The 18,269-nt window shown below is 61.4% G+C and carries 17 protein-coding genes; 9 read left to right on the top strand and 8 right to left on the bottom strand.

Features of this window, described 5'->3' with window-relative positions; all coding sequences use genetic code 11:
• Positions 1 to 15 precede the first annotated feature (15 nt).
• The 7 genes from KUG85_RS17680 to KUG85_RS17650 all read right to left on the bottom strand — a co-directional run bounded on the left by KUG85_RS17680 (position 16) and on the right by KUG85_RS17650 (position 6,958).
• The gene (locus KUG85_RS17680) at positions 16 to 780 is read right to left on the bottom strand and encodes an isocitrate lyase/PEP mutase family protein (RefSeq protein WP_223006257.1); all 765 of its coding nucleotides are present in this window, start codon (positions 778 to 780) and stop codon (positions 16 to 18) included.
• A 109-nt stretch (positions 781 to 889) separates the two neighbouring features.
• The gene (locus KUG85_RS17675; RefSeq protein WP_223006256.1) at positions 890 to 1,570 is read right to left on the bottom strand and encodes a GntR family transcriptional regulator; all 681 of its coding nucleotides are present in this window, start codon (positions 1,568 to 1,570) and stop codon (positions 890 to 892) included.
• A 202-nt stretch (positions 1,571 to 1,772) separates the two neighbouring features.
• Entirely contained in the window at positions 1,773 to 2,783 is a 1,011-nt protein-coding gene (locus KUG85_RS17670) for an ABC transporter ATP-binding protein (protein WP_223006255.1), read from the bottom strand.
• A 9-nt stretch (positions 2,784 to 2,792) separates the two neighbouring features.
• Complete coding sequence (locus KUG85_RS17665; RefSeq protein WP_223006254.1) at positions 2,793 to 3,857, bottom strand: Gfo/Idh/MocA family protein; 1,065 nt, start codon at positions 3,855 to 3,857, stop codon at positions 2,793 to 2,795.
• Positions 3,854 to 4,693, bottom strand: coding sequence for a carbohydrate ABC transporter permease (locus tag KUG85_RS17660; RefSeq protein ID WP_065815855.1), 840 nt, complete (start codon positions 4,691 to 4,693; stop codon positions 3,854 to 3,856). The genes KUG85_RS17665 and KUG85_RS17660 overlap by 4 nt, the downstream gene beginning before the upstream one ends.
• Before the next feature lie 16 nt (positions 4,694 to 4,709).
• Complete coding sequence (locus tag KUG85_RS17655) at positions 4,710 to 5,633, bottom strand: carbohydrate ABC transporter permease (RefSeq protein ID WP_090329922.1); 924 nt, start codon at positions 5,631 to 5,633, stop codon at positions 4,710 to 4,712.
• Between the two features lie 68 nt (positions 5,634 to 5,701).
• The gene (locus tag KUG85_RS17650) at positions 5,702 to 6,958 is read right to left on the bottom strand and encodes an ABC transporter substrate-binding protein (RefSeq protein WP_223006253.1); all 1,257 of its coding nucleotides are present in this window, start codon (positions 6,956 to 6,958) and stop codon (positions 5,702 to 5,704) included.
• 402 nt (positions 6,959 to 7,360) lie between these two features.
• Between KUG85_RS17650 and KUG85_RS17645 the strand changes: the two genes are divergently transcribed.
• The 6 genes from KUG85_RS17645 to KUG85_RS17620 all read left to right on the top strand — a co-directional run bounded on the left by KUG85_RS17645 (position 7,361) and on the right by KUG85_RS17620 (position 14,397).
• Positions 7,361 to 8,254, top strand: a complete 894-nt coding sequence (locus tag KUG85_RS17645; RefSeq protein ID WP_223006252.1) for an N-acetylglucosamine kinase — start codon at positions 7,361 to 7,363, stop codon at positions 8,252 to 8,254.
• On the top strand, positions 8,251 to 9,009 hold the full coding sequence (locus KUG85_RS17640) for a GntR family transcriptional regulator (RefSeq protein ID WP_025030448.1): 759 nt from the start codon (positions 8,251 to 8,253) through the stop codon (positions 9,007 to 9,009). Before KUG85_RS17645 ends, KUG85_RS17640 begins: the two co-directional genes overlap by 4 nt.
• A gap of 26 nt (positions 9,010 to 9,035) precedes the next feature.
• Positions 9,036 to 10,196 carry an N-acetylglucosamine-6-phosphate deacetylase gene (gene nagA / locus KUG85_RS17635; protein WP_223006251.1) on the top strand — a complete coding sequence of 387 codons (1,161 nt, stop codon included), beginning with the start codon at positions 9,036 to 9,038 and terminating at the stop codon, positions 10,194 to 10,196.
• An 85-nt stretch (positions 10,197 to 10,281) separates the two neighbouring features.
• Complete coding sequence (locus tag KUG85_RS17630) at positions 10,282 to 12,528, top strand: heavy metal translocating P-type ATPase (protein WP_223006250.1); 2,247 nt, start codon at positions 10,282 to 10,284, stop codon at positions 12,526 to 12,528.
• A 586-nt stretch (positions 12,529 to 13,114) separates the two neighbouring features.
• A complete protein-coding gene (locus KUG85_RS17625) occupies positions 13,115 to 14,017 on the top strand; it encodes a LysR family transcriptional regulator (RefSeq protein ID WP_255606465.1) in 903 nt (300 codons plus the stop codon).
• 122 nt (positions 14,018 to 14,139) lie between these two features.
• Positions 14,140 to 14,397 (top strand): hypothetical protein, encoded by a 258-nt coding sequence (locus KUG85_RS17620; protein WP_223006248.1) that lies wholly within the window; start codon positions 14,140 to 14,142, stop codon positions 14,395 to 14,397.
• 50 nt (positions 14,398 to 14,447) lie between these two features.
• Here KUG85_RS17620 and KUG85_RS17615 read toward each other — a convergent pair whose 3' ends face one another.
• A complete protein-coding gene (locus tag KUG85_RS17615) occupies positions 14,448 to 15,254 on the bottom strand; it encodes an IclR family transcriptional regulator domain-containing protein (RefSeq protein WP_223006247.1) in 807 nt (268 codons plus the stop codon).
• Between the two features lie 56 nt (positions 15,255 to 15,310).
• Between KUG85_RS17615 and KUG85_RS17610 the strand changes: the two genes are divergently transcribed.
• From KUG85_RS17610 to pcaF, 3 genes are all read left to right on the top strand, one after another.
• A complete protein-coding gene (locus KUG85_RS17610; protein WP_223006246.1) occupies positions 15,311 to 16,165 on the top strand; it encodes a CoA transferase subunit A in 855 nt (284 codons plus the stop codon).
• Positions 16,165 to 16,941 carry a CoA-transferase subunit beta gene (locus tag KUG85_RS17605; RefSeq protein ID WP_223006245.1) on the top strand — a complete coding sequence of 259 codons (777 nt, stop codon included), beginning with the start codon at positions 16,165 to 16,167 and terminating at the stop codon, positions 16,939 to 16,941. Before KUG85_RS17610 ends, KUG85_RS17605 begins: the two co-directional genes overlap by 1 nt.
• 67 nt (positions 16,942 to 17,008) lie before the next feature.
• Positions 17,009 to 18,214, top strand: coding sequence for a 3-oxoadipyl-CoA thiolase (gene pcaF, locus KUG85_RS17600; RefSeq protein ID WP_223006244.1), 1,206 nt, complete (start codon positions 17,009 to 17,011; stop codon positions 18,212 to 18,214).
• Positions 18,215 to 18,269 lie beyond the last annotated feature (55 nt).

The raw sequence follows: 18,269 nt of genomic DNA, 5'->3' as shown, positions 1-18,269 counted from the left end.
GTGCAAACCCGTCCGCTATCCGTAAATCCCGCTCGCCGCCTCTTTGAGCCACGCCATGGCGGCGCGGTAGGGGCCGGGACCGTGGCTGATACGGGCAACGCCCAGCCGCCCGAGTGTCGCGACATCCGGCGCAGTCTTCATCGCCATGATGTTGACGGGCAGGCTGGAAGCGCCGCAAAGGTCTTCGATGAGGGCTTCATCCACCAGTGCAGGGGCAAAGAAGCCGCTGGCACCGGCATCGGCAAAGGCCCTGGCGCGCTCCTTCGCCTCGGCGAGCAACGCAGGATGCCGGCCACGGTCGCTTTCCTTGAGGAACAGATCGGTGCGGGCATTGATGAAGAGCGGTATCCCCCGCTTCTCCGCCATGGCGCGGATGGCAGAGATGCGTTTCGCCTGATCGGCAATCTCATGCAGACCGTCGCCACCGACGATCTGATCTTCGAAATTGATGCCCACCGCGCCCGCGTCGAGAATGCGTGAGACATTGTCAGCCGCCCCCTGTGGGTCCGTGGCATAGGCGCCTTCGAAATCCACAGAGAGGGGCAGGTTCACGGTTTCCACGATGCGCCCGGCCACCTGGGCGAGATACGCAAGCGGGATTTTCTCGCCGTCGCCATAGCCATGGGCTGCAGCGACCGACCAGCTTCCCGTGGCCAGAGCCTGTGCGCCCGCGCCCGCCACCGCTGCTGCCGAACCTGCATCCCAGATATTATAGAGAACGAGGGGCTCTCCCTTCACATGCAGGGTGTGGAAAGTGCGGGCCTTGTCATTCTGGTTCATGGCAAATCTCCGGGTAGCGGAATGGATTTGGCGTCAGTTTTTCACGTTCCAGCCCCCGGCGCTTGCTCCAAAGCGCCTTCCGGCGCGGGCCAGTCAAAAAAATGCGACTTCAGTCGCAAAGAGGGCGAAGCAGGGTCTGTGTGGATTTGATGTCCTCGCTGATTGCCTGGCGCACACCGGCTCCGTCGCGTCGGCGTAACGCTGCGATCGCATCGTGATGATGGCGGGTGTATGTTTCGCCCTCGCGCGAGCGCAGCGTAGGCTCCAGATGGCGCGTCAGCATGCGCATGTAGGGGCCGAAGCGCAGCCAGAGCGACTCGGCCAGTTGCAACAGCACTTCAGAACCGGAGCCCTGATAAAGGGTGAAGTGAAACTCCTGGTTCTTCACCAGCATGGTATAGATGCTCTCTTCGCGACTGGAGGTCTCGTGCGCCTTCACAAGGTCTTCAAGCGCGTTGACATCCGCGTCGCCGGTGTTGGGAACGGCAAGCTCTGCAGCGAGACCTTCGATGGCGATGCGTACGCGACACAGGTCGTCGAGCCGCACCTTGCTGATGGCGGGAACGCGGGCAGACCCATTCGGCGCGATTTCGAGCGCGTTTTCAGCCGCCAGCCGACGCAGAGCTTCGCGCACCGGCATGTGACTGGTGCCGAAGGAGTCAGCGAGCGAAGCTATGGTCAGCGTCTGGCCCGGTTCGAAGCGACCGACCATGAGTGCGTGGCGAAGCTGCTGGTACACACCATCCTGTATGGTGACGCGCCTGGATACCGGAACGAATTCACTTTCCATCGCCGAGCCACCCCTGGTCCATCTGGTCGTCCCCGGTACAGCTTCCGTGCGTACCGTTAACGATCGACTAAGCGCGCTTTTCTTGCGATGCAAGGTTTTCAGGCGAGGAGAAGCTTTATGTCACATGATTCCGTTACAAAATGGCACAGTGTTGCATAGAGGCAGCGGTCCGGGCCGCTGGCTGAAATCTCATTCCGGTGTGTCAGGCTGTCCGGCGGATAGCCTTGCCCTGATCATCGAACCGGAACACCCGGGTTTCATCGAACTTTGCGTATAGCTCACTGTCGATCTCAAACTGGTGTTCGCCGAACAGGCGTGCGCACAGAAGGCCCGCATCGCCGCAGTCGAGATAGAGGTTCGTGTCCGCGCCCAGATGCTCGATGTGGGATACGCGCCCCTTGATGTCGCCGTTGGCGGGAACGATCGAGATGTGCTCCGGGCGGATGCCAATGGTCTTTGCGTCTTCGCGGCCGAGCAGCCCGGCGTCGATGAAGTTCATTTGCGGAGAGCCGATGAAGCCGGCGACGAAAAGATTGGCCGGGTCGTTGTAGAGCTCCATCGGTGTGCCGACCTGCTCGATCCTGCCGCCATTCAAAACGACGATGCGGTCAGCAAGCGTCATGGCTTCGGTCTGGTCATGGGTGACATAGACCATGGTCGCCCCCAGCTCGCGGTGGAGGCGCGCAATCTCCAGCCGGGTGTTGACGCGGAGCGCAGCATCCAGATTGGAGAGCGGTTCGTCGAACAGGAAGAGCTTGGGCTTGCGCACCACCGCGCGGCCAATGGCGACGCGCTGGCGCTGGCCGCCTGAAAGTTCGGCCGGCCGGCGGTCGAGATAGGGCTCGAGCGACAGCATTTTCGAGGCAAAATCCACCCGCTCGGCAATGTGCGCGGCAGGATGCTTTGCCTGTTTCAGGCCGAGGCTCATATTGTCGCGTACGGTGAGGTGCGGATAGAGCGCATAGGTCTGGAACACCATGGCGATGCCGCGCTTGGAGGGGGGCGTTGAGCTCACATCGGCGCTGTCGATGGCAATGCTGCCGCCACTGGCGTCTTCCAGGCCGGCGATGATGCGCAGAAGGGTGGATTTGCCGCAGCCCGATGGGCCGACAAAGATGACGAGTTCGCCGTCTTCAACTTCGAGATCCACGCCTTTGATGACGTCGACCTGGCCGAACGACTTGGTGATGTTCTTGAGTGCGAGTGAGCCCACGGTTTCGTCCTACAGTTCTATTTCCTTGCCGCTTCGCACACTTTCGTCGGCGGCGAGGCAGATGTTGAGGGATTGCACGGCATCGTTCATGTGCCGTGAAAGATCGAGATCTTCGCGGATGGCTTTCAGAACGAAGGCCTGTTCGCGGTCGCATAGTTCCTGATGCCCCGGCTCGCCTTCCATTGAAAGAAGCGTGTCCTCTTGGGCAAAACGGCCCTCGGTGTCGGTCTCGGCCCTGTGGATGCGAATGCGCGAGGTCTGGGTGTGCGCGTCGATGTCATCCGACTTCGCGCCCTCGTCCATCACGATGGAGACGGAACCCTTCGGTGAAACGATGTCTTTCACGAAGAAGGCGGTCTCCGACATCATCGGTCCCCAGCCGGCTTCATACCAGCCGACCGAGCCATCTTCGAACATCACCTGGAAATGCCCGTAATTATACATGTCCGGGGCGATTTCGTCTGAGAGCCGAACGCCCATGCCGCGAACCTTCACCGGTCTGGCGTCGGTGATCTGGCACATCACGTCCACATAGTGGACACCGCAGTCCACGATAGGGGGCGTCGTCTGCATCAATTGCCTGTGCGTAAGCCAGGTGGGGCCGGAGGACTGCTGGTTGAGATTTAGCCGGAAGACATAGGGTCCGCCGAGCTGGCGCGCTTCCTCGATCAGCTTCACCCAGGAGGGGTGGTGGCGCAGGATGTAGCCCACTACGAGCTTGCGATTGTGCGTTTTCGCCGTCTCCACCACGCGCCGTGCATCGGCGACGGTCGTCGCCAGAGGCTTTTCAACGAAGACATGTGCGCCCGCTTCCATCGCTGCGATGGAATAGGGGGCATGGCTGTCCGAATAGGTGTTGATCGAGGCCAGATCCGGTCTGGTCTTGGTCAACGCCTCTTCGAAGCTCGTGTGGTGCGGATAGTCTCTCAGCGCATCTGGCAGATCCGGCTTCGAGCGAGAGACGAGGCCGACAATCTCGAAGCCGGGATTGGCGTGATAGGCGAGGGCGTGGCTCATGCCCATATTGCCGAGCCCTGCTACCAGCACCCGCACCGGGGTCTCCTGCGCACTCATTTCACGGCTCCCGAGGTGATGCCGCGGATCAACTGGCGCGAGAAGATCAGATAGAGGATAAGCACCGGCAGGATGGCGAGCGACAGGGCCGCCAGAACCGCATTCCAGTTGGTGACGAACTGGCCGATGAAGACCTGTGCGCCGAGCGTGATGGTCTTCGTTGCTTCGGCTGGCGCCAGGATCAGCGGGAACCACAGATCGTTCCAGATCGGGATCATTGTGAAGACCGCAACGGTGGCCATGGCCGGCCGCACCAGCGGCAGGACGAGGCGGAAGAAGATGCGGTATTCGCTGAGCCCGTCGATGCGACCGGCGTTCTTCAGGTCATCGGAGACCTGCCGCATGAACTCCGACAGGATGAAGATGGCCAGCGGCAGCCCCTGCGCCGTATAGACAAGGATCAGCGAGGTGAGCGTGTTGACGAGGCCGGAGGCGGCCATCATCTGGAGGATCGCCACCGTGCCGAGCCGGATCGGGATCATGATGCCGAGCGCCAGATAAAGGCCCATCAGCGAATTGCCCTTGAAGCGATATTCGGCAAGCGCGAAGGCGGCCATTGCGCCGAACAGAAGCACCATGAACAGCGACACGACGGTGACCACGAAGCTGTTCTGGAAATAGAGCAGAAAGTCGCCCTGTTTCAGAACCGTCTCGAACCCGATGAGGCTGAAGGTTTCCGGCGTGGGAAGCTCCAGTGGCGTGCGGAAGATCGCCTTGCGCGACTTGAAGGCGTTGACGACGATCACGAACACCGGAAAGAGCGCGATGATCGTGTAGGTCGCCAGCACCGCGTGGGCGGCGATGGAGCGGGCAGGGGAGTGTCTGGCTGTGCTCATGGTTTCTGCCTCCGGCTCAGAACTGGTAGCGGCGCAGCCGCCGCTGGATGCCGAAGAGGTAGATCGACACGCCGATGAGGATGATGGCGAACATGGCTGTTGCGATGGCCGCGCCCAGGTTCGGATCGCCGAGCTGAAGCTGGAAGCCGAAGAAGGTGCGGAACATGAAGGTGCCCAGGATGTCGGTCGAGAAATCCGGTCCCGCCAGTGCGCCCTGCGTGGCGTAGATCAGGTCGAAGGCGTTGAAATTGCCGACGAAGGTGAGGATCGAGATAATGCCGATGGCGGGCAGGATCAGCGGCAGCTTGACCTTCCAGAACTGCGACATGCCGGTGATGCCATCGCACTCGGCGGCTTCGAGAAGCTCGTCGGGAATGGAAAGAAGCGCAGCATAGATCAGCATCATAGGAATGCCGACGAACTGCCAGACCGAGATGAGCGCCAGCGTGGTCAATGCATAGGCTTCCTTGCCAAGCCAGGGCTGAAACAGGCTTTTGAGGCCAACGAGATCAAGCAGGTTCGGTGCCACACCCCAAAGCGGGCTCAGAATAAGCTTCCAGGCAAAGCCCGCAATCACGAAGGAGAGGATCGTCGGAATGAAGATGGCGGTGCGATAGAAGGAGCGCATTCGCAGGCGCGGGCTCGACAGAAGGGCCGCAAGCAGAATGCCGATCGGGTTCTGCACGATCATGTGCACGATGAAGAACCAGGTGTTGTTCTTAAGCGCGTTCCAGAACTGGTCCGACCATTGCGGATCGCCGAACAGGGCCCGGAAATTCTGAAGGCCGACAAAGACCTGGCTGTTCTCAACCTCGCTATAGAGGGCGAGCTGGAGCGTGCTGAAAAGCGGAATGATCATGATCGCCGTATAGATCAGCACGGCGGGCGCCAGAAACACGGCAATATGCCAGCGTCGGGGCTTCTTTGTCGCTTGGGCCATGGAGCGTCTCTCTATGGTGCCGGGCCCGCATATGGGGCGGACCCGGCTTCCTGTTCAGGGATCAGGATTTACTGCTGGGGCTCGTACCAGCCGGCCAGACCGTCCTGAAGCTGCTTTGCACCGTCTTCCGGCGTCTGTGCGCCGCGCAGGACATTGGCCGAGACATTCCACATCTCGTTCCAGAGGTTCGGCGTGCCGCGCGAGAGGATCTGGTGCGCGGGGCGGATGGTCGACTTGCAGTTTTCACGCCAGGAGACGAATTCCCTAGCAAGCGGGTCTTCCATCTCGACGGTCTCGTTGGAAAGCGAGAAGAAGCCCGGCAGCGAGTTGGCGTAGAGCGAAGCGAATTCGGCCGATCCGACCCAGTTCAGGAAGGTGCGGGCGGCTTCCGCATTCTCCGTCTTGGCGTTCATGCCGATGCCGATATCTGTGTGATCGGAAATGTAGCATTCGTCGCCTGCATTCTGCACCGGCGGGGGGAACGCGCCCAGCTTGAAGTCCGCCTGGTCATTGAAGATGGCGATTTCCCAGGAGCCGGCCGGGAAGATCGCGGCGCGGCCGAGCGTGAAAAGGTTCTGGCTGTCGGGATAGGCCTGTGCCTCAAAGCCGTCGCCCAGATACGGAGCCCATTTGGCGATCTCGCCGAGCGGCTTGACCCACTGCTCGTCCGTGAGCTTCTGCTCGCCGCTGATCAGCGCCAGACGGCCTTCTTCGCCTTTCCAGTAGTTCGGGCCGATATTGGTGTAGCCCATTGTGGCGGCTTCCCACTGGTCCTTGGCGCCCATGGCCATGGGAATGTAGGTGCCGTCTTCCTTGATCTTTTCGAGGGCCGCGTAGAACTCCTCGTTGGTCTTCGGCGGCTCGATGCCGAGCTCTTCGAAGGCGTCGGCATTGTAGATGAAGCCGTGGATCACGGATGCCATGGGCACGCAGAACGTCGCAGAACCGTCGTCCGTGCTCCACGCGGCCTTTGCCACGTCGGAGAAGTTCGACATGTTCTCGAGATCCTTGAGATCCGTCAGATGGCCCTTTTCATAAAGGCTGAGCGAGGCGTCGAACGGGCGGCAGGTGATGAGGTCGCCGGCCGTGCCTGCATCGAGCTTGGAGTTGAGAACAGCATTGTACTCGGTCGGAGCGCTTGGCGCGAAGGTCACCTTGATGCCCGGATGCTTGGCTTCGAAGGCCGGGATGAGCTTTTCCTGCCAGATTGTCAGGTCGTCATTGCGCCAGCTTTCGATGGTGAGTTCGGCATCCTGTGCCATCGCCGTGCCGGTCGCACCCAGCATGGTCGCGGCAAGCAATGCCAGTCTGGTGGATTTCATCATGATCTTCTCCCTGTTGTGCCCGGGAGGTGTCTCCATGGCCTGACGCGCAAGCCTGGAGCGCGCCCCGGGGCGCTGCTGAATTTCCCATGGAGGTAATTCGGTGTGTTTCGTGAGCCCCACGAAGCGTTGTCAGCGTTTCCGGATTGCCATGCGCGGCTGGGAACGTTCTTCCGTGTCCCTTGTACGCGCGGCTTTCCGAACCCCTCTGCCTCCTCCAATGCGGAAATTAAAGGCCAAAAAGATACCATTTGTCCAGCCTGATTTCACCACTTTCGGGGGGAATTCCTGAAGTCTGTGATAATTATGTTTTTCAATCAGGTATTTATGCTGATTTCTGGGGCTTGTGATTTTTTGTTGTTTCCTGGAGGTATCTTTTTGGTATTATTGATTGGAGGAGAAATCATGAGCGCATACGTCATAGCCATAGATGGTGGAGGAACCAGTTGCAGGGCGGCATTGGCTGACCGTCACGGCCGGGTTGTCGGGCGCGGCAAGCGCGGCTCCGCCAACATCTTCACTACATCGGATGCAATCGGCAAAAACATTGTTGCAGCCGCTGGCGAAGCCCTGAAGGATGCGGGGCTTGATGTCGCCAGGCTGTCGGAAATTCCCGCCTTTCTCGGCCTTGCGGGGATCAATGTTGGCGAGCGCCAGCAGGAACTCGCAAAAGCACTCCCCTTCGCAGATACCCGGTTCGTTCATGACGGTCTGATCGCTCTTCAGGGTGCGCTGGGCGACGAGGATGGCGTGATGGCCATACTCGGCACCGGCTCGGTGTATGTGTCGCGTTCAAACGGTGCGCTGCGCAATGTGGGTGGCTGGGGATTTGCCATTGGCGATCAGGCGAGCGGCGCCGTAATTGGCCGGACATTGCTGCAGCAGACCCTGCTCGCCCATGACGGTATTCGTGAGCACACGCCGCTAAGCCGTGCGGTCATGGCGCGGTTTGACGATGATCCCGAGGCGATGGTGGAATTTGCCCAGCAGAGCGCACGGCCCGCCGACTATGGCGCCCTCGCGCCGTTGATCTTCGAACACGATGGCAAGGGCGATCTCATCGCCAGGGATATCCTGCTCGATGCCGTGCGTGACATCACCATGGCGCTGGACACTGTGGTTTTTAAGGGATGTGACAGGCTTTGCCTTCTTGGTGGGCTGGCGCAGGAATATGCCAGACGGCTTGCGCCGCGACACCGGGCGATTCTTAAAGAGCCGCAGGGAGATGCCCTTTCGGGCGCGGTTCAGCTCGCGCTGCGCGCGTTTGCGCATGAAATGGCGGGGGAGGAGCGACGATGACCGCACCGGGCCTCTTTACCGCAGATCGGGTCGCGGCCATGGGGTCGGGGCCGCTCTATCTGCGCTTGCGCCGTCTGCTGGAAGACGCGATTGCCGGCGGTGTTCTGGGTGAAGGGGAGGCCCTTCCGACTGAGCGCGACATTGCAGAACTGACGGAACTAAGCCGTGTCACCGTGCGCCGTGCGGTGGACGATCTTGTAAAGCAGGGGCGGCTTATCCGCCGTCACGGTTCGGGAACGTTCGTGGCGCCTTCGGTTTCGCGCGTTGAACAATCGCTGTCACTTCTGACCTCGTTCACCGAGGATATGGCCCGACGGGGTCTCACGTCGCGTTCGGAATGGCTGGAGCGCATTGTCGCTGCCCCGTCACCGGACGAGATGATGGTGCTGGGCCTTTCGGTGGGGGATACGGTTTCGAGGCTTGAGCGCCTTCGCATTGCTGACGATGTGCCCATGGCCATCGAACGGGCTTCAATCATCGGCAGCTTCCTGCCCGACCCGGCCTCGGTGACGGATTCTCTCTATGATGCCCTCGACAGGCGTTCGGCCCGGCCCTGCCGTGCCACGCAGCGCATCTCGGCCCGCAATGTGGACGAGCGTGAAGCTTCGCTCCTCAAGGTCGCCACCGGGGAGGCTGCTCTCTACATCGAACGTGTTTCCTATCTGCCCAATGGGCGGGTGATCGAATTCACCCGCTCGGTCTATCGCGGTGATGCCTATGATTTCGTTGCCGAGCTGAAAATTCCCGAACGCTGAAAGACTCTCAAACACCGGAACGCACCATGTCTTCTTTTGCACTCGCCGGCGCGCGTATTTTTGACGGTCAGACCTGGCTGGACGACCATGTACTGACTGTCGAGAACGGTAAGATCTTCGGGCTCGAAGTGCGCGGAAAAATGGCTCGCGATCTTCCGGTGCGCGAAGCGGGCGGCGCCATGATCGTGCCGGGCTTCATAGACCTTCAGGTGAATGGCGGCGGCGGGGTGATGTTCGACGGTGACTGTGGCGTCGAGGGTCTTGAGAAAATCTGCCGGGCGCACGCTATGTTCGGCACCACCGGTCTTTTGCCCACTCTCATTACCGACACGCGCGAATCGACTGAGACTTCGGTTGCCGCCGGGCACGAAGCTGCGCGTGCGGGGATGCCTGGCTTTCTCGGCCTGCATCTTGAGGGCCCGCATCTTTCCATTGAGCGCAAGGGCGCACACGATCCGGCTCTGATCCGCCCGATGGAGGACGCGGACCTTGCCGCCCTGATCGAAGCGCGAGACGGTCTCCCGGCGTTGATGGTGACGCTTGCCCCGGAAAACGTAACGGTCGATCAGGTGCGCGCGCTCGTTGATGGTGGGGTGAAGGTCAGCCTTGGTCATACGAACACGACCTGCCGTACCGCGCTCGCCTATGCGCAGGCAGGCGCGTCGCTTGTTACGCACCTTTTTAATGCGATGAGCCCGCTGGGACATCGTGAGCCGGGTGCCGTGGGGGCGGCGCTTGATAGCGGACAGCTCTGGGTGGGTATTATCGCCGACGGTGTTCATGTCGATCCGGTGGCGATTGGCGTTGCATTGCGGGCCAAGAACGGCCCGGCGCGCATTTTTGCCGTGACAGATGCCATGTCGACCATCGGAACGGACATAAAGTCGTTCGAGTTAAACGGGCGGACCATCAGGCGGGAGAACGGACGCCTGACGCTGGAGGATGGAACTCTGGCCGGTGCGGATATCGATATGATCTCCACCGTGGCTTACCTCTACCGTACTGTTGGCCTGTCACTGGACGAAGCGTTTCGCATGGTGAGCCTCTATCCTGCGCAGGCCATCGGGCTGGATCACGCCAAGGGGCGTCTGGAGGCGCGTATGGACGCCGACTTTGTCGTGCTCGATGACGATCTGGGGGTCGTTTCGACGTGGATTGGCGGTGAAGCGGTGTATTCGTCCGTCTAATCAAGAAACATCTTTTTCACTCTTGAAGCTCTAGTGACTAGAGGTCCTATCTTGCGGTCGTTGATAGACTGCAAGGAGAATCATCGTGTCCTTGAAACAGGATGATCGCGCCGCAAACACCCATTCCTGGACCGTGGGCGGCATGGATTGCGCAAGTTGCGCGAACAAGATCCGGACAGCGCTTGAGCGTCTGCCTGGTGTGAGCGACGTGAGGGTTTCGGTTATGTCCGAAACGCTGGCGCTGGCGCTCGATGAGGGCAGGACCGAACGCGGAAAGGTTGAGCGGACGGTCGAGAAGCTCGGCTATACGGTTTCCACGCGGCAGAACCCCAGCGCGCTCGACAGCGGCGGCCCCGCGGCCGGCGCGTGCTGTGGCGGTCATGGGAGCCGGCAGGATCAGGAACCCGGATCGTCCGATCCGGGGCACGGTGCAGCCGGTCACACTCATGGTGCGGACGATGGTGGCAAGAGCTGGTACCGGACCGGAAAGGGACGTCTCGTCATCTTCACCGGCCTTTTGCTGGCGGCTGCGTGGGGAGCGGAGTTTGCGCTGCCGGGTGATCTGGGCATGTGGGCATTCGTGGCGGCCTGTCTGATCGGCGTCGCGCCGGTCGCACGCCGGGCTTTTGCCGCTCTGCGTGCCGGCATGCCCTTTACAATCGAAATGCTGATGACGGTGGCGGCGGCCGGCGCGCTCTTTATCGGTGCGGCCGAGGAAGCCGCGCTGGTGGTCTTCCTCTTTGCCGTCGGCGAGCTTCTGGAGGGTGTGGCTGCAAACCGTGCGCGGGCGGGTATCCGGGCACTGGGGGATCTGGTTCCCAAGACGGCGCTGCTCGAGGAAAACGGTAAGACCCGGAAGGTGCAGGCGTCGGAACTCGTCATCGGACAGATCGTCGTTGTGCGGCCGGGCGACCGGATACCCGCTGACGGCGCGATCGTCGACGGGATGGCCGGTATTGATGAGGCCCCCGTGACGGGCGAATCCGTGCCGAAATCGAAGGGCGAAGGCGACGAGGTCTTTGCCGGATCGATCAGCACCGACGCGGCGATCAAGGTGCGTGTAACGCGCGCGCCCGAAGACAACACCATCGCGCGCATCATTCGCCTTGTCGAAGAGGCGCAGGAGGCGCGTGCACCCACCGAGCGCTTCATCGACCGGTTCAGCCGCTATTATATGCCGGCAATCGTGGCCCTCGCCATTCTGGTTGCAATCGTGCCGCCGCTGGCTGCAGGTGCGGCCTGGGATGTCTGGGTATACCGCGCGCTGGCGCTGCTCTTGATCGGGTGTCCGTGTGCGCTGGTGATCTCCGTGCCGGCTTCCATCGCTTCCTCGCTCTCAGCGGGGGCGCGTCGCGGACTGCTGTTGAAGGGCGGTGCGGTGATCGAGGCTGCCGCGCGGGTCAACCTGGTGACGTTCGACAAGACTGGCACGCTCACGGTCGGCCGCCCCGTGGTTACCGATGTGTGGTCGCCTGACGGCGATGAGAAGGCTGTGCTGGCGCTTGCTGCCGGTGTCGAAGCCGGTTCAAGTCATCCCCTGGCGGAGGCGGTGCTCGCCCATGCCGAAGGGCAGGGCATAGCTTTCGAGGCAGGGCGCGATGCGCGCGCCATCCCCGGCCGGGGTGTGGAGGCGCAGCTTGGCGGGGAGACCGTATTTGTCGGCTCGCCACGGCATGCCGAAGAGCGGGGAGCGATGACCCCGGACGCGAAAGCGCGTATTGAAGCGCTCGAAGCAGAGGGGAAGACTGTCGCGGCTGTCTTTCGGGCCAGTGCGCTTTCCGGCGTGATCGCCCTGCGGGACGAGCCCCGCGAGGATGCCGCTGCTGCAATGTATGACCTGAAGGAACTCGGCGTGCGCTCGGTGATGCTCACCGGAGACAATGCCCGTACAGCCGAAGCCATCGCAGGGAGCCTGTCGATGGAATACCGTGCCGAACTTCTGCCTGACGACAAGGTCTCTGCGATCCGTGAACTGACTGCCGGAAATACGGTGATGATGATCGGCGACGGGATCAACGATGCACCGGCGCTGGCCACGGCAGATGTGGGAGTGGCCATGGGATCAGGCACCGACGTGGCGCTGGAGTCGGCAGACGGGGCGCTGTTGCGCAACCGCGTGGGTGATGTCGCCGGACTGCTGCGTCTGGCGCGGGCGACGATGGCCAACATCCGCCAGAACATCACGATCGCCCTCGGTCTAAAGGCCGTGTTCCTGGTCACAACGGTGCTCGGTATCACGGGGTTGTGGATCGCTATCCTCGCCGACACCGGCGCTACGGTGCTTGTGACGCTGAACGCGCTGCGACTTCTCGGCTTTCGCTCGGAGCGCTGACCCGCGCGATACATTTATACCTTCGGAGCGCATGGACGCCGGCCCTTCGGGTCGGCGTTTTACATGGTTGTATACGTATATAGATACGCTGGTTTTATCGGAAGTCTTGCCTTTCCGATCTGCTCGGGCGTCGGCTCATTTTTGTCTTATCCATCTGAAAAGAATGAATAATTTTTAAATCTCCTGCGGTCGCGTGCGCGTAAATCGAGAAGATATCCACATAATCTACTATAGGTTGTATATGTAATCAGAATCCGCTATCGTTCATGCATTGTATGGATCAGAGGGGGCGCGAGGGTTGTGGGGGAGCGTGTGTTTCAGCGGACAGGTTTTTAGCGCCGCAAAGATCGCGATCCGACGTCATTAAGGCTTCGGAAGCGATGCGTTGGCGTCGCATCGGCAGCGTTCTGCGCGGCTGATGCATGGCGGTGCCGAAAGTGCCGCAGAGCTGCATGGCGCGCATGAAACGTGTTGTGCGGGCAGGCGGTTATTGCCGTCTTTCAAGAGTGTTGCGTGCCGCGTTCGCGGCGGCGTCCTTCGGGTCAGATTTCCACCTTTCATCAAGCGAGGCGTAGGGCATATGGGCATGCACAAACAGGATGGACTTTCATTTGCAACTTTGCGGGCCGCAGAAGCGGTCATTGACACACGCAGCCTGACTGGCGCGGCGCAGAAGCTGGGCATCAGCCAGCCGGCGGTCAGCATGCATCTGGGGCGTCTGGAGCGGGCAATCGGGACGCCACTCATCAAGAAACTCGGCAACCGGATTATCGTCAAGGAAGAGATCTCGGGGCTGATACGGCAGATGCTCGACCTTGAACGCCGACTTCGTACGGTCGGTTACGAGAAAAACGTTTCCAAGCTCAAAGTCGGGATATGCACCTATACGGCCCCGCTCCTTCTGGGCGGTCTTGGGCGTCTGGGCAAGATCAAGGAGACTGTAAGCTGGCGCATCTCGGATTCCAAACGGCTTGAAGAGATGTACGACCTTGGACAGGTGGATGCAGCGTTCCGCGCGCTTTATCCCAATGAAATGGGGCCCGATCTGGTCTGCGATTACTCCATGCGGTGGATGGGGTCGCGCGAGCTGAGCGATGTGATCAAGCGAAACTCGGCCACAATCCCCGTGGTTCTTGCCAATCCGCAGTCCCCGCTCGGGATCGTGGCTCGGGATTGGCTTCGCCAGCGCAATGTGTCCTACGAGGTGATTGGCGAAGTGGACGATATCACCAGCGCCATGAAGCTCGTGGTCAGCGGCGTTGCCGCGTCTCCGCTGCCCGGTTTCGTCTTTGAAGGCAATTCGTCATCGCTGGAAGATTGCGGCGAGGTCATCCCTGGCGGTCTCGATATCCGCTATGGCATGTTCTTCGATGACAAGCGTTTCAATCTGCGGCTGGCGATGGATATTTTCGAGCTTCTGCAGGGCGAGCTTCATCGTCTCACGCCGCCGCAGGCTGCCTATCAGGGGCATAGCCTGGCCCGTCAATAAACCCCCGCTCAGACCTGACGCCGCGCAGCCTGCTGCGCGGCGTGGTTATGCCTAGAAACTGTCGTCAAAATTTCACCCAGCCGCCGCTTTGCCGTCAGGTTCGGCGCGCAAGATTCCAGACCATGAGCAGATCGATTCACAACGCCCGTTCGGACGCGCAGACCGATGCGCAAATCGAGGCTCTCCTGTCGCCACAGGATGAGGTTTCCATCGTCGATTCACTTTTTGCAATGTCGAAAGGGCATGCGGCCCCGGGGACACGCGACGTGCTTGAACGCGTTCTCGAAGCGCGGCTTGAAGCCCGCCTTGCGCGCCGCATGCGCCAGACCATCGAAAAATCTCCCGATCATCCAACCGGATCATCAAGGAGTGCGGCATGACACGCCACATTTCTCCTTTGAAAGACGTCTCTGCTGTTGACGGCAAGGGGCTATTGCAGAGCGAGAAAATCCTCGATTTCCCGCGCACCCGCCTGCAGAAGAGGCAGGATTGTCTGCTCCATCTCGGCGCAGGTGAAGCGCGCCGACTGGGTGGAGACATTGAGCGCGGCAGCGATACGCCCCGTCTTGTCGCGAATGGGCACCGCAATCGACCGCAGGCCGAGTTCCAGTTCCTGGTCGACAATGGCGTAGCCGCGCGCGCCGGCCAGCACAACGGCTTCGGTGAGTGCGGCCCGGTCCGTCATCGTTCTTTCGGTCTTGGCGCTGATCGCCGCCTGCGCGAGAAAACGGGTGAGTTCGGGCGCATCCAGGTCTGACAGAAGTATTCGCCCCATCGAGGTGCAATAGGCTGGCAGGCGTGTGCCGACATTGAGCGCCACCGAAACGATGCGCCGGCCGGCCACCCGCGCCACATAGACCACTTCTTCTCCCTCAAGGACGGCTGCGGAGCACGATTCGCCGAGAGTTTCTGAGATGCGGCGCATGATTGGCTCGGCATAATGCCAGAGCGCGGCGCCGCCCATCCAGGTCCGTGCCAGCCCAAGCAGTCTGGCGGACAACAAAAAACGGCGTTCTTCCTGGCGCGCATAGCCGCTCGCCACCAGGGTGAGCAGCAGACGTCGTGCGCCTGCGCGCGTCAACCCGGCTTCGTTTGCCACTTCCGTCAGCGTCATGCCGTCCGGCGCATTTGCCAGAATCTCCAGAACGCCAAGCCCCTTCTGCAGCGATCCCACGAGATCGCGCGAAGCCTGGGCGTCAGGCGCGGCGGGGGCATTTGACTCGGTTTCATTCTCCATCTAATGAATATCGCATATAAAACTTATGTTCGCAATACGAACTTTTGAGGAATGCCATGGCGCGTTTTGTTCCGCTGTCGCAGGCGGTCGCGGAGAATCTCGGCAATGGCGACAGTGTCGCTTTCGAAGGCTTCACCCATCTCATCCCCACGGCGGCTGCCCATGAGTCGATCCGCCAGGGTTTCCGTGATCTCACGCTGATCCGCATGACCCCCGATGTGGTCTACGACCAGATGATCGGCATGGGCCTCGCCCGCAAACTGATCTTTTCCTATGCCGGCAATCCTGGGGTGGGGCTTCTGCGCCGCCTGCGCGATGCGGTGGAAAACGGCTTTCCGCACAAGCTCGAGATCGAGGAGCACTCCCACGCCGCCATGGCCAATGCCTATGAGGCGGGCGCGGCCGGGCTTCCCTGCGCGATTTTCCGCGGCTATCGCGGCGCGGAGCTTGCCCGTGTGAACCCGAACATCAAGTTCATCGAGTGCCCCTTTACGGGCGAGAGCCTGGCCGCCGTCCCGGCGCTCCGGCCCGACGTCACCTTCATCCACGCCCAGAAGGCGGACCGGAAGGGCAATGTTCTGGTCGAGGGCATTGTCGGCATTCAGAAAGAGGCGGCGCTGGCGGCGAAACGCGCTGTCGTTACCGTGGAAGAGGTTGTCGACGATTTCTCCGACCTGCATCCCAATCTGACCATACTGCCCCACTGGACGGTGACCGATATCGCCGTGGTGCCGGGTGGCGCGCATCCCTCCTACACGCATGGCTATTACGCGCGTGACAACGCCGAATATCTGAAATGGGACAAGATCGCCGCAGACCGCGACCTGTTCCGCGACTGGATGCAGAAGAATGTTCTCGATGCGACGCCCGAGGATTTCGCAGGCCGCGTCGAGAAGCTGAGGGACGCATGATGAGCAAGCCCGAATTCACCCCCAATGAAATGATGACGATTGCCGCCTCGCGCGCGCTGAAGAATGACGATGTGTGCTTCGTCGGTATCGGCGCGCCCTCGGCTGCGTGCAACATTGCGCGCCTGACGCATGCGCCCGACATCACGCTGATCTATGAATCCGGCACCATCGGCACCGCGCCGGACGTGCTGCCGCTCTCGATTGGCGATGGCGAGCTGTGCGACACCGCGCTGACCACGGTACCGGTGCCGGAAATGTTCCGCTACTGGCTGCAGGGCGGGCGCATCACCATCGGTTTTCTGGGCGCGGCCCAGATCGACAAATACGGCAACATCAACACCACCGTGATCGGTGACTATGACTGCCCGAAGACGCGGCTTCCCGGCGGCGGTGGCGCTCCGGAAATCGCCACCTCCTCGCAGGAGGTCTACATCACGCTCGCCCAGTCGAAGCGGGGCATGGTGGAGAAGATCGACTTCTACACCTCCTTTGGACATGGCGATGGCGGCGACCACCGCGAGAGACTTGGCATCGACACCAAGGGCCCCACGCTGCTCATCACCGATCTGGCGATCTGGAAGCCCGACCCGGTGACGAAGGAGTTCACTGTCGTGTCGCTGCATCCGGGTGTGACGCGCGATCAGGTGCAGGAAACCTGCGGGTGGAGCGTAGAGTTTGCAGACGGTGTCGAGGAGACGCCGCCGCCCACCGAACTGGAGCTTGCGACACTGCGCGACTTGAAAGCCCGCACCGAAGCGGCCCATAAGGGCGCATGATCTATCTGCCGTGCGCGGCGCGGCAACCCGGGGGTATCCCGGCAATGTTGGTTAGGAGAACCCGTTCATGGCTGAAGCTTTCATCTGCGATTACATCCGCACGCCGATCGGCCGTTTTGGCGGCACGCTTTCCTCCGTTCGCGCCGACGATCTGGCAGCCCTGCCGATCAAGGCGCTGATGGAGCGCAATCCGAAGGTCGACTGGGCGGCAATCGACGATGTGTTCTATGGCTGCGCCAACCAGGCCGGTGAGGATAACCGCAACGTGGCGCGCATGGCCGTGCTTCTTGCGGGCCTGCCCATCGAGGTGCCGGGTTCGACGGTGAACCGTCTTTGCGGTTCGGGTATGGATGCGATCACCATTGCCGCCCGTGCCATCAAGGCGGGCGAGGCGGAGATCATGATCGCCGGCGGTGTGGAATCCATGAGCCGTGCCCCCTTCGTCATGCCGAAGGCCGAAACGGCGTTTTCCCGCAATGCCGAGATCTACGACACCACGATTGGCTGGCGCTTCGTCAACAAGGTGCTCAAGAAACAGTATGGCATCGATTCCATGCCGGAAACGGGCGAGAACGTGGCGGCGGACTTCTCCGTCAGCCGCGCCGATCAGGACGCCTTTGCCGTGCGCAGCCAGGACAAGGCTGTCGCCGCGCAGGAAAACGGGCGTCTCGCAAAGGAAATCATCCCCGTCACCATTCCCCAGCGAAAGGGCGATCCGGTGGTGGTCGACAGGGATGAGCATCCGCGCCCTGGCACCACGGTTGAAAAGCTCGGCAAGCTGCCGACGCCTTTCCGCGAGGGCGGCAGCGTGACCGCCGGCAACGCCTCCGGCGTCAATGACGGTGCGGCGGCCCTCATCATCGCTTCGGAAGAAGCGGCGAAGAAATACGGTCTGACGCCGATTGCCCGCATTCTCGGCGGCGCGACGGCTGGCGTTCCGCCGCGCATCATGGGCATCGGCCCGGCTCCGGCGACGCAGCGCCTTTGTGCGCGGCTTGGCCTGAAACCCTCGGATTTCGATGTCATCGAGCTCAACGAGGCCTTCGCCTCGCAGGGCATCGCCGTGCTGCGTGAACTGGGTCTTGCCGAGGATGCGCCGCAGGTGAACCCGAATGGCGGCGCAATCGCGCTTGGCCATCCGCTCGGCATGTCGGGCGCGCGCATTTCCGGCACGGCAGCACTTGAGCTGCAGGCCACCGGCGGCAAACTGGCACTCGCCACCATGTGCATCGGTGTCGGTCAGGGCATCGCACTGGCGATGGAACGGGTCTAAGCGTCGGCAAATCACAGCCCTCATCCTGAGCTTGTCGAAGGGCGAGGGCGGCATG

The organism is Nitratireductor rhodophyticola, assembly GCF_019891355.1.
In the GTDB taxonomy this organism is placed as follows: domain Bacteria; phylum Pseudomonadota; class Alphaproteobacteria; order Rhizobiales; family Rhizobiaceae; genus Nitratireductor; species Nitratireductor rhodophyticola.
This window is presented reverse-complemented; position numbering and strand designations above follow the sequence as displayed.